At 72.4% G+C, this 12,135-nt stretch carries 9 protein-coding genes; 8 read left to right on the forward strand and 1 reads right to left on the reverse strand.

From position 1 onward, the window contains the following. Positions 1-96: 96 nt before the first annotated feature. The 5 genes from F8O02_RS01905 to F8O02_RS01925 all read left to right on the forward strand — a co-directional run bounded on the left by F8O02_RS01905 (position 97) and on the right by F8O02_RS01925 (position 7,098). Entirely contained in the window at positions 97-1,425 is a 1,329-nt protein-coding gene (locus tag F8O02_RS01905) for an MFS transporter (protein ID WP_158035542.1), read from the forward strand. A gap of 145 nt (positions 1,426-1,570) precedes the next feature. Then, positions 1,571-3,226: an amidohydrolase gene (locus F8O02_RS01910; RefSeq protein ID WP_225734054.1), complete on the forward strand. Its 1,656-nt coding sequence runs from the start codon at positions 1,571-1,573 to the stop codon at positions 3,224-3,226. Between the two features lie 64 nt (positions 3,227-3,290). Next, entirely contained in the window at positions 3,291-5,306 is a 2,016-nt protein-coding gene (locus F8O02_RS01915) for an amidase (protein WP_158035544.1), read from the forward strand. A gap of 111 nt (positions 5,307-5,417) precedes the next feature. After that, positions 5,418-6,614: a pyridoxal phosphate-dependent aminotransferase gene (locus tag F8O02_RS01920; RefSeq protein ID WP_218859509.1), complete on the forward strand. Its 1,197-nt coding sequence runs from the start codon at positions 5,418-5,420 to the stop codon at positions 6,612-6,614. Between the two features lie 31 nt (positions 6,615-6,645). Next, complete coding sequence (locus F8O02_RS01925) at positions 6,646-7,098, forward strand: Lrp/AsnC family transcriptional regulator (protein WP_158035545.1); 453 nt, start codon at positions 6,646-6,648, stop codon at positions 7,096-7,098. 9 nt (positions 7,099-7,107) lie between these two features. Here F8O02_RS01925 and F8O02_RS01930 read toward each other — a convergent pair whose 3' ends face one another. Next, positions 7,108-8,328 (reverse strand): MFS transporter, encoded by a 1,221-nt coding sequence (locus F8O02_RS01930; RefSeq protein WP_179416220.1) that lies wholly within the window; start codon positions 8,326-8,328, stop codon positions 7,108-7,110. Positions 8,329-8,587: 259 nt separating this feature from the next. Here F8O02_RS01930 and F8O02_RS01935 point away from each other — a divergent pair, with 259 nt between their 5' ends. The 3 genes from F8O02_RS01935 (at position 8,588) to F8O02_RS01945 (ending at position 12,074) form a co-directional block, all read left to right on the forward strand. Next, the gene (locus F8O02_RS01935) at positions 8,588-9,685 is read left to right on the forward strand and encodes a histidinol-phosphate transaminase (protein WP_158035547.1); all 1,098 of its coding nucleotides are present in this window, start codon (positions 8,588-8,590) and stop codon (positions 9,683-9,685) included. Positions 9,686-9,714: 29 nt separating this feature from the next. Continuing rightward, positions 9,715-10,959 (forward strand): thiamine pyrophosphate-dependent enzyme, encoded by a 1,245-nt coding sequence (locus F8O02_RS01940; RefSeq protein WP_158035548.1) that lies wholly within the window; start codon positions 9,715-9,717, stop codon positions 10,957-10,959. A gap of 155 nt (positions 10,960-11,114) precedes the next feature. After that, positions 11,115-12,074, forward strand: a complete 960-nt coding sequence (locus F8O02_RS01945) for an alpha-ketoacid dehydrogenase subunit beta (RefSeq protein WP_158035683.1) — start codon at positions 11,115-11,117, stop codon at positions 12,072-12,074. Positions 12,075-12,135: the final 61 nt, after the last annotated feature.

A 12,135-nucleotide genomic window follows, 5' to 3' on the forward strand; every position in this document is an offset into this window, starting at 1 on the left:
ACCGACTGGTTTGCTGGGAGCAGTCAGAAAGACAGCGCGTCCGGGCCACGAGGCTCGCAGGGGCGGCGGGCTGTGAACCGGGACCAGAGGAGTGACATGTCTCAGCAACACAGCGGCTTGGAGCCGCACGGCGGGACCGCATCCGCGGCGGACACGGCCACCGCCAGGCGGGCGTCGATCGCGGCGTTCGTCGGCACGGCGATGGAGTGGTACGACTTCTTCCTGTTCACGACGGCCGCGGCCCTCGTGTTCAACGTGGAGTTCTTCACGAACGAGAACGCATTCGTCGCGGCCATGGCGTCCTTCGCCACCCTGGCCGTCGGGTTCGTCGCCCGACCCATCGGCGGGCTCCTGTTCGGGGCGCTCGGCGACCGCATCGGCCGGCGTCGGGTGCTGCTCATCACGGTGATCGGCATCGGCGTGGTCACCGCGCTGATCGGCGCCCTGCCGACCTACGGGCAGATCGGCGTGCTCGCGCCGACGCTGCTGGTGATCCTCCGCTTCGCCCAGGGGCTCGCCGTGGGTGGCGAGTGGAGCGGGGCGGTGACGTTCTCGATCGAGCACGCGCCGGAAGGGCAGCGGGCGCGGTACGCGGCGATCCCGCAGCTGGGCTCGCCGATTGGCACGATCCTCTCCTCTGGCGGGTTCTTCCTCGTCTCGGCGCTGTCGAGCGAGCAGTTCTTCATGGACTGGGGGTGGCGCATCCCGTTCCTGTTCGCGATCCCGCTGCTCATCGTCTCGGTCATCATCCGCGAGCACATGGAGGAGTCTCCGGAGTTCACCCGCCTCGAGGAGGCGCAGGAGCTCTCCGAGCAGCCGATCCGGGAGGTCTTCCGCACCTCGTGGCGGCAGATCCTCATCGGCGCGATGGTCGCGTTCACCGGCGTCGGCGGATTCTACGTGGTCACCACCTTCATCGTCAGCTACGGCAAGACGACGCTCGGGCTCAACGCGAATCTGCTTCTGTTCGCCGCGATGGTGGCCGCCGTGTGCGAGTTCGTCGTCCTCTGGATCGGCGGGCGCATCGGGATGCGCGTCGGCGCCGTCCGCGTCGCCATCGTGGGCAGTGTGCTTTCCCTCGCGCTGGCGTTCCCCGTCTTCCTGCTCGTGACGACCCGGCAGCCCGCGCTCGTCGTGCTCGGCATGGTCATCGGCGTCGTCGCCGTCTCCATCCCCTACGCCGCACAGGGGGCGATCATGGCCGACCTCTTCCCGGCCCGGCTGCGGCTCTCCGGCGTGTCGATCTCGATGAACATCGCCTCGCTGATCAGCGGGTTCCTGCCGATGATCGCCACCGCGCTCGTGGCCGGACAGGGTGGCGCCTGGTGGCCGGTCGCCGTGCTGCTGGTCGTCGTGGCCGGGCTGACCCTCGTCGGCTCGATGCTCGCACCCCGGCGCTCCGCCGTGCTCGAGCCCGCCGCCTGAAACCTCCGCGGCCCGGCCGGTCCGGATCCCCGGGCGGGCCGCGGAGCCCTCCTGCGCTGGTGCGGGAGCCGGGATCCGGCCGGCGGTCTGGTGCAGCGGCCGCCGCGAGACGCGTCGCGCGCCCCGTGAACAATCCAGCTGCGAGATGAAGGCTAAGGACTCTGACATGTTCCGACTCGACACGATCCTCGAGAACGCGACGTTCCTCACAATGGATGATGAGCACCCGGTCGCCCACCGCGTCGGCGTGCTCGGCGGGCGGATCGCGGGTGTCGACGATGACCTCGACGGGCTCGACGCCGTCGAGCGTCTCGACCTGCGCGGCGGGCTCGCCCTGCCCGGTTTCAACGATGTGCACTGCCACACCACCTGGTACGGACTGACCCTCGCCGAGGTCGACCTCGGCGATCTGCACACGCTGCCGGACCTCTATGCACGCGTCGGCGACGCCGTCGCCGCGGCCCGGCCGGGGGAGTGGATCCGCTGCACCGGGTTCAACCACCACCTCTACGGCGGCGAACGCCCCGACATCCGCGAGCTCGACCGGATCAGCCCGGACAATCCCGTGTTCATCCGGCAGACCTCGGGCCACTCGTCGATCGTCAACACGGTGACCCTGCGGATGATCGGCGCGCTTCAGCCGGGCTTCCGCGACCCGGAGGGCGGGCGGGTCGTCCGCGACGCGCACGGCGCCCCGACCGGGCTCGTCGAGGAGCAGGCCCAGACGATCGTGCAGCAGCTGACCCTGCCCTATTCGACCGCGGCGATCGTCGCCGCACTCGACCGCGCCACCACCGAGTACGCCCGGCAGGGCCTGACGAGCTTCACCGACGCGGGCATCGCCGGCGGCTGGATCGGCTACAGCCCCGTGGAGCTGCTCGCCTACCAGCAGGCACTCGACGCCGGGCGGCTGCACGCCCGGGCACAGGTGATGCCGTTCATCGGCACACTGCACGACATCCCGGCCCACGCGGACGACGACTTCGGCATCGGCCTCGACCTGGGGATGCGCAGCGGACTGGGCGACGACCGCCTGTCGATCGGTCCGACCAAGATCTTCACCGATGGGGCGCTCTCCGGCGAGACCGCCGCGCTCACCGAGCACTACCACACCCACGACGACTTCTCGGGGTATCTGCAGGACGAGGCCGACCTGCTGCACGACCGCATCGTGCAGGCCGCCCGCTCGGGATGGGCCGTCGCCGCGCACGCGATCGGCGACCGGGCGATCGACGTCGCCATCGACGCGATCGCCGAGGGGATGCGGCTGGCCGGCCGGCCGCCGATCCCGCACCGCATCGAGCACGCGGCCGTACTGCGCGACGACCAGATCGCCCGCATCCGCGAGCTCGGCATCGTCCCCACCCCCCAGCCGGCGTTCTTCGCGAACATCGGCGACGGCATGATCCGCTCGCTGGGTGCGGAGCGTGCGGCGATCACCTACCGCGGCCGCTCGCTGCTCGACGCGGGGATCGTGCTGCCCGGCAGCTCCGACCGGCCGTGCGCTCCAGGCGAGCCGCTCGTCGGCATCCAGGAGTTCGTCACCCGCGAGACCGCCTCCGGCGCCGTCTTCGGCACGTCCGCGGAGTGCCTGACCGTCGACCAGGCGCTCCGCGCCTACACCGTGGGCAGCGCGCAGGCGACCGGCATGGCCGACCGCCGCGGACGGCTGCGGCGTGGGATGCTCGCCGACGTCGTCGTGCTCGGCGCCGACCCGCGCGCGGTGGAGCCCCACGAGATCGCCGACATCCCCGTCCGCGCGACCCTGGTCGGCGGTCGTCTCACCCACGAGGCGCTCTGACCGGGGCACGCGCTCCCGCTGCCACAGCGCCCCGCCACCACACGAGATGAAGGAGACAGCCCCCATGTTCGACGTCGCCGAGAGCAGCATCACCGAGCTGGCCCGTGCGCTCGCATCCGGCGAGACCACCGCGGTCGAGCTGGTCGAGACGTATCTGCGCCGGATCGCCGCCTGGGATCGGCACGGCCCGCTGCTCAACGCGGTCGTGCGCCTGAGCCCGGCCGCGTTCGCCGAGGCGGAGGCCTCGGACCGCCGGCGGGCCCGGGGCGAGGACCGCGGGGTGCTCGACGGCATCCCCTTCATCGCCAAGGACAGCTTCTCGGTGCGCGGCATGCCGGTCTCGGCCGGTTCGCCGGCCTTCGCCCGGCTTATCGCCGGTCGGGATGCGCATGCGATCGCGGTGCTGCGTCGGCGGGGCGCGGTGTTCCTGGGACTGACGAACATGCCGCCGATGGCGGACGGCGGCATGCAGCGAGGGCTGTACGGGCGGGCCGAGAGCCCGTACAACCGCGACTTCCTCACCGCCGCCTACCAGTCGGGCTCCTCGAACGGGTCGGGGACGGGCGTCGCGGCGTCGTTCGCGGCCTTCGGGCTGGGTGAGGAGACCTGGTCGTCGGGGCGGGCCCCCGCGTCCAACAACGGGCTGGCCGCCTACACCCCGTCGCGAGGAGTCATCTCGGTGCGCGGCAACTGGCCGCTCGTGCCGACCATGGACGTCGTCGTGCCGTACGCGCGCTCGGTGGAGGATCTCGCGATCGTCTCCGCCGCGCTCGCGGAGCCGGACCCCGACACGGCGGGGGACTTCTGGCGGGAGCAGCCCTGCGTGGAGCTGCCGCCGGTCGACCCGCCGGTGGCGGGGGTGGATCCGGCCGATCTCGCCGCACTGCGACTGGCGGTGCCGGACATGTACGTGGGCCGGGATCGCGAGGCGACCACGCCGATCGAGACCAGGGCGAGCGTCATCGACCTGTTCGAGCGGATGCTCGCCATGCTCCGGGAGCGCGGCGCCGGCATCGACCGGACGGACTTCCCCGTGATCACCCGGTACGAGGGCGACCGGCCCGGCGCCCCGACGCTCGCGACCCGCGGGATCGTCCCCCCGGGCTTCCTGACCGCCGAACGCCACGGGCTGACCGTTCACGCCTGGGATCGCTTCCTGCGACTCAACGACGACCCCGACCTGCACGCGCTCGCCGACGTGGACGGGGCGATGATCTTCCCCCAGCCGCCGGGAGCTGTGCCGTTCAGCGACCAGACGGACGTGACGATCGCCGACTACGTGCAGTGGGCGCGCGAGCACGTGCCGACGCTCGCGGAGATCGACGAGCTGGCCGCGGGGCTGCAGGGGCTCGAGGCGACCCGGCGGGTGGATCTCGAGCAGTGGCTCGCCGACGCCGGCCGTGACGCGGTGCTGCTGCCGACGGTCGCGGACATCGGCCCGTTCGACGCGGACTTCAACCCCGCCTCGAACCGGATCGCCATGCGCAACGGCACGTGGGTGGCGAACGGCAATCAGGCGATCCGGCATCTCGGCATCCCGACCGTGACCGTGCCGCTCGGTCTGCTGCCCGACATCGGCATGCCGATCGGCGTGACGGTCCTCGGTCCGTCGGGCTCCGACCGGCTGCTGTTCCGCATCGCCCTGGCCATCGAGCGGATGCTCGTCGACGCGGGCGGCCCCTTCGGTCGGCATCGGCCGACCCGGCTGGCAGACGCAGCGTTGGAGGACGCGGCTGTCGCCATCCGTTCGGCGACGCCCGGTGCGGACCGGCCCGCTCGCATCGTCGATCTGCGGGCCGAGGTCGGGGCGAGCGACGTCCATGGCCTGGTCTCGGTGACCGTGACCGGCCGGGTCGAGGGTGACGTCCACGGCGTGCGGGTGACGGTGATGGGCCGTGGCGTCCCCGTGTCCTGGGCCGAGGAGGGGTTCCGTGCCCGGGCCAGGGTGGACGCCCATGAGCTCTACCGGCTGCACAGCACGTGGCGGGGGCCATATGGCGCGCTCGCCACCGCCGTCCTCGTGAACGCCTCCGGCAGGTCGGTGGCCGGGGCCTGGGCGGACACGACGTCGGTGGGATGACTGAAGAACACGATGAAACTGGAAATAATCCTGAATACATCCGCTTGAACGATAAAAGAATGGTAAGGTGCGGGGAGTAAGCCGGAATACTCAGCATGAGGAGGTCGTCCCGTGGTCCCCGCACTGCTGTCCTCGATCGCCCAGCACACCCCGCGCTCGGGCATCCGTGACGTCTTCGACGCCTGCGAGCAGGTGCCCGACGCGATCTCGCTGGCCTTGGGCGAACCCGCCGAGTCCGTGCCCGCCCCGGCCGCCCGGGCCGCCGTCGCGGCGATCCGGCGCGGGGAGACGCACTACACCGACGTGCTGGGCCTGCCCGAGCTGCGGCGCGCCGCGGCAGACTACACGCGACGGGCGAAGGGGCTCGACTACGATCCCGAGACCGAGATCCAGGCGGTGCCCGGGGCCACCTTCGGGCTGTACCTCGCCCTGCGCACCCTGCTCGACCCCGGTGACGAGGTCATCATCCCCTCGCCCCACTTCACGTCGTACGATGCACAGGTGCTGCTGTGCGAGGGGCGGCCGGTGTACGTGCCGCTGCGGCCGGAGAACGGCATGCGGCTCGACGCCGAAGACATCGCCGCCGCGGTGACCTCGCGCACGAAGGCCGTCATCATCAACTCTCCGGGCAACCCCAGCGGTGCGGTGACCGGCGCCGACGAGCTGGAGCGGATAGCCCGCGTGTGCGTCGAACACGGGCTGTGGGCGATCTCCGACGAGGTCTATCACGCGTTCGTCTACGGGGCGGCCGTGACAGGAGCGCACGCGGTCGCCCCGAGCATCGCGGCGCGCACCGGGATGCGGGAGCGCACGATCATCGTCGAGAGCCTCTCGAAGACGTACGCGATGACCGGCTGGCGCATCGGCTACCTTGCCGCCCCCGCCGGACTGATCGCGGAGACGGCGAAGATCGCCGAGCTCGTCCACTCCTCCAACAACACGCCCGCACAGCACGCCGGCCGGGCCGCCCTCGACGGGCTGGACGCGGACGTCGAGCGGATGCGCCTGGCCTACGACCGGCGGCGACGCATCGTGCTCGCCGCGCTCGCCCGCTCGCGGACGCTGCGGGCACCGGCTCCCGAGGGCGCGTTCTACGCGTTCATCGATGTGCGCGGCACCGGTATGCCCTCGGCGGAGTTCAGCCGGCGCCTGCTCGCCGAGCAGCACGTCGCCGTGGTCCCGGGCGAGGCGTTCGGCGCGGCCGGCAGCGGCTTCGTGCGTGTGTCATACGCTGGCGACCCCGACGACATCCGCGAGGGGATGCGCCGACTGGTCGCCTTCGCCGACGGGCAGCGCGTTCGGGCGTGAGCAGAGTCGCCCCTGGAACTACAATCGCTCCATGGACGACATCGACCGCAGCATCCTCGCCGTGCTCGCCACCGACGGGCGCGCGACGCTGTCGACGCTCTCCGCCGCGTCGGGGCTGAGCACCTCGGCGGTGCAGTCCCGGGTGCAGCGACTCGAGCGGTCCGCGGTCATCCGCGGCTATCGCGCCGTGATCGACCAGGACGCGATCGGGCTGCCGCTGACCGCCTTCGTGGAGATCGCCCCGCTCGACCCGGCCGCGCCGGATGATGCCCCGGACCGGCTCGAGGACGTCGACGGGGTCGAGGCCTGCTACTCGATCGCCGGTGACGCCAGCTACCTGCTGCTCGTCCGCGTGCCCCGGCCGAGCGATCTGGAGGGCCTGCTGCAGCGCATCCGCACCGCGGCCAACGTCAGCACGCGCACGAGGGTGGTGCTGCGCACATACTTCGAGGGGCGACCGGTCCCGCCGCCCGCGGCCGTCTGACGGCCTCGGTCAGTCTGCGCGGCGGCCCAGCCGGATGACCGGCACCGCGCTGGTGTCGGTGAGCGGCCCGCTGTGCCGAGAGAGATCTGGCAGCTGGGAGGCGGTGAGCGCCGGCACGAGCACGGCCAGGGCGCACAGGATGCCGGCCACGAGCAGGGCGGCCTGTGCTCCGGCCGCGTCGATGACCGCCCCGCCGATCGAGCTGCCGCAGGCGATGCCGGCCAGCAGCCCGCTCGACAGCCAGCCGAACGCCTCTGCGGCGTCCGCGCTGCGCAGGCTTGACGTGACCACGTTGTACATGACCGCCAGCGAGGGCGCGGTGCCCATGCCCGCGATGAACAGCGTCAGCCCGACCCACCAGCGGTCGGTGGACGCGGCGGCGGCGAGCGTGCCGACGGCGAGCGCCACCTGCCGGGTCGCCATCGACCATGGCCGCATCGGCACGCGGGAGAACAACAGCCCGCCCAGGACGGAGCCGAGGGAGAACACGGCGATGATCACGCCGGTGGTCACCCCCTGGTCGGCGAACATGGCCACGAGCGCGGTCTCGGTCGCGCCGTACCCGGCGTTCTGCAGGGTGCCGGAGACCACCGTGACCAGCACCGGCCACTTCAGCAGCACCCGGCCGAGGCGTTTGCCGCTGGGAGCGAACCGCGCCTCGCGCACGGCGGGTGCGGTGAGCACGAGCAGCCCGCCGCCGAGTCCCAGCGCCGCGACCACGAGCAGGCCCACCGAGGTGCCGGCGGCGGGCACGACGAGCGTGACGATGACCGGGCCGGCGATCCAGATGAGCTCCTGGGTGATCGAGTCGAGCGAGTACACCTCGGCGAGCAGCCCGCGCGGGGTGATGATCGGATAGACGCTGCGGGCGATCGGCAGGATCGGAGGGGTGAGCAGTCCGAGCGCGAGCGCCGTCGGCAGCAGGCTCGCGAGCGTGTGCGGGCCGTATGCGAGCACGGCGGTGAGCAGCGCGTTGCCCGCGAGCGTGATGCCGAGCACGCGGCGGGCGCCGAGACGGACGAGTCCGCGGCCGAGCAGCGGGCCGGAGACGGCGGCGCCCACGGAGAACGCGGCGACGGCGAGGCCGGCGGCGGTGTAGCCGCCCAGCACGCGCTGGACGTGCATGAGCAGGGCGATGCTCAGCATCCCCTGGGGCATGCGGGCCACGAGCTGCGCGCCCATCAGGCGCACGAGCCCGCGCACGTGCAGCACGTCGGTCAGTGCGGACATGGTCACCTCCTGGTCACGCGGGCGGGCCGCGGGTCTGGGGCATGGGGATGCGGGACGGCCGCCGGCGTGCTCGCCTGACGCGGTCGCTGGCATTGTCGCACATGCCGGGGGCGCGCGGCAGGGCGGCGTCTTCGTGAGGCACCGGCGTGCTTCAGACGGGGTGGCCGGGTGGGAACCCGCGACCGCCGCCTCCCGGGCGAGGTGATGGCGCGGCGTCGCCCGCGGTCGCGTCGGCGACCACGGGGCATAGACTGGGAGAATGGACGATCCGCGACAACAGCCGTCTGAGACGGCACCCATCAAGCTGCGCCCCGAGATCGCGAACGCCGCGGTCTACCAGCAGGGGCGCCCTGCACCGGAGGGCGGCTTCAAGCTCTCCTCCAACGAGACCCCCTTCCCGCCGCTGCCGAGCGTGGTGGCCGCGATCGAGGGCGCGGCCGAGACGATCAACCGGTATCCGGACTCCGCGGCGCGCGGGCTCGTGCGCAGGCTCGCCGCGATGCACCACGTCGACGAGTCGCAGGTGGCCGTCGGCCCCGGGTCGATCGCCGTGTTGCGTCAGCTCGTCACCGCCGTCGCCGTGTCCGGCGACGAGGTCGTGTACGCGTGGCGCTCCTTCGAGGGGTACCCGAGCGTGATGACCCTCAACGGGCCGACCTCCGTGCAGGTGCCGCTCGGCGCCGACGGCCGGCATGACCTCGACGCGATGCTCGAGGCGATCACCGACCGCACCCGGGCCGTGCTGCTGTGCAGCCCGAACAACCCGACCGGCACCGTGCTCACCCATGACGAGGTCGAGCGTTTCGTGGCCTCCGCGCCCTCCGACGTGCTCATCGTCATCGACGAGGCGTATCTCGAGTTCGTGCGCGACGAGGACGCCGTGGACGGGCTCGCGCTCATCGCCGACCACCGCAACGTGGTCACCCTGCGCACGCTCTCCAAGGCCTACGGGTTGGCCGGCTTGCGCGCGGGGTACGCGATCGGCGACCCCGCCGTCATCGCCGCCGTGCGCGCCTCGGGGCTGCCGTTCGAGCTGACCACCGTGACGATCGAGGCGGCCAAGGCCGCCCTCGACGCCCGCGACGAGCTCGACGAGCGCATCGAGACGATCGTGCGCCGCCGCAACGGGATCGAGGCCGGGCTCATCGACCAGGGGTGGCACGTCACCCCGTCCCAGGGCAATTTCGTGTGGCTGCCCACCGGCGACGACACGCTGCGGGCCGCGGAGATCCTCGAGCGCCACGGCATCATCGCCCGGGTGTTCCCCGAGGGCATCCGCGTCACCGTCGGCGAGCGGGAATCTGTCGAACCCCTCCTAACAGCCACGGCCGAAATTGTGCGTGGTCTGGAGGTTTGATACCAACCATCGATGTCACGATGGGGGACATGACGCGTCCCTCGACAGCTCCAGCACGGCCCGCCCCGGATCGATCCCCAGCCGATCGCCCCGGGGCGGCGTCGTTCGCGGCGGTGCGCCCCGCGGAGGCGGCGCACACGGCGACCTCGGCGGCCCCGTTCGACCCGGCCGAGGGGGTGCAGTTCCTCGCCCCTGACGGGCGGCTGCGCCGCAACGCCCGCAACGAGCCGTACGCGGCGATCGTCGACGCGCTGGATGAGGGGACGCTGCGCGCCCTGTACCGCGACATGGCGGTGATGCGCCGGCTCGACGCCGAGGCGACCGCGCTGCAGCGGCAGGGGCAGCTGGCGCTGTGGGTGCCGTCCGTCGGTCAGGAGGGCGCGCAGGTCGGCGCCGGCCGCGCCACGCGCGCCCAGGACTGGGTGATGCCCTCGTACCGCGAGCACGTGATCGGCATGATCCGCGGCGTCGACTTCGTCGACCTGCTGCGGATGCTGCGCGGCGTCACCCACGGCGGGTGGGACTGGCGTGCCACGCACTTCCACCTCTACACGCTCGTGATCGGCACGCAGGCCCTGCACGGCACCGGGTACGCCCAGGGTGTCGCCCTCGACGGACTCGTCGGCACGGGCGACCCGGCCCGCGACACGGCGGTGCTCACCTGCTTCGGAGACGGGGCGACGAGCGAGGGCGACGTCTCCGAGGCGATGGTCTACGCCGAGAGCCTGCACGTGCCCGAGGTGTTCCTGTGCCAGAACAACCAGTGGGCGATCTCGGTGCCCACCGGCGTGCAGGCCGCCCGACCGATCGCCGACCGCGCCGCTGGGTTCGGCCTGCGCGCCGAGCGCATCGACGGCAACGATGTGCTCGCCGCCTATGCCGTCACGCGCGCACAGCTCGACGCCGCCCGCGCGGGGGAGGGGCCGGGGCTCGTCGAGGCGGTGACGTTCCGCATGGGCGCGCACACCACCTCCGACGACCCGACGAAGTACCGGACCCGCGAGCTCGAACAGGCCTGGGCCGAGCGTGACCCGATCGCCCGCTACGAGACCTGGCTGCGCCACGACCGCGACGTGCCGCAGACGTTCTTCGACGAGGTCGCCGCCTTCGCCGAGGCCGAGGCTCGCCGCGTGCGCGAGGCCGTGCCCGCCCTGCCCGACCCTGATCCGGTGAGCATGTTCGCGCACGTGTACACGGAGCCGAACCCGGTCACCGAGGCGCAGGCGGCCTGGCTGGCCGACTATGAGGCCGGTTTCGAGGACGAGGAGGCGTGACGGTGGCGGCAGAGCAGACCTCGCAGGTCGGGGCGACACGGACGGATGCGGCGGCCCGGGACGACACGGCGGCCTGGGGAGCCGGGCGGGATGGCCGTCGGGCGGATGGGACCGGGGCGGGCGCCGCGGGCGCGGCACGCGTGCGCGAGTTGCCGATGGCCCGGGCGATCAACAAGGGGCTGCATGACGTGCTCGCCGCGGACGACCGGGTGCTGCTGTACGGGGAGGACGTGGGCGCGCTCGGCGGCGTGTTCACCGTGACCGCCGGGCTGCAGCGCGAGTTCGGCGTCCGCCGCGTGTACGACTCGCCGCTGGCCGAGTCGGGCCTCGTCGGCACCGCGATCGGCCTGGCGATGCGCGGCTGGCGGCCGATCGTCGAGATCCAGTTCGACGGCTTCGTGTTCCCCGCCTTCAACCAGATCACCTCGCAGCTGGCCCGGCAGACGAACCGGCACGAGGGCTCCCTGTCGATGCCGGTCGTCATCCGGCTGCCCTACGGCGGCGGGGTCGGCGCGATCGAGCACCATCAGGAGAGCCCCGAGGCCTACTTCGCGCACACCCCGGGGCTGCGGGTCGTCGCCCCGGCCACCGCGAACGACGCGTACTGGATGATCCGCCAGGCCGTCGCGAGCGACGACCCCGTGGTCTTCCTCGAGCCGAAGCGGCGCTACTGGCAGAAGGGGCCGGTCTCGTTCGAGGCCCCGCCCGCCGGGCTGCACCGCTCCCGCGTCGTGCGTCCCGGTGACCGGGTCACCCTGATCGGCTGGGGGTCGATGGTGCCGGTGATGCTCGACGCCGCGGAGATCGCCGACGGTGAGGGCGTCAGCGTCGAGGTCGTCGACATCCGCTCGATCTCGCCGATCGACTACGGGCCGATCGTCGAGTCGGTCGAGCGCACCGGGCATGCGGTCGTCGTCGCCGAGGCCCCGGGCGCCGTGTCGGTCGCCAGCGAGATCGCCGCCCAGCTCGGCGAGCGGGCGTTCTACTCGCTGGAGGCCCCGGTGGCGCGGGTGACCGGCTTCGACGTGCCGTTCCCGCCGGCCCGGCTCGAGGGATCCTACGTGCCCGACGCCGACCGCGTGCTCGACGCGGTGGATCGGGTGCTCGAGTACTGAGCCGGGCGCGGTCAGGGCGCAGAGACGTGAAGACGCAAGAGGACCGAGGATGCGAGGAGTC

Origin of the sequence: Pseudoclavibacter caeni (genome assembly GCF_008831125.1) — a bacterium.
In the GTDB taxonomy this organism is placed as follows: Bacteria; Actinomycetota; Actinomycetes; order Actinomycetales; family Microbacteriaceae; genus Pseudoclavibacter_A; species Pseudoclavibacter_A caeni.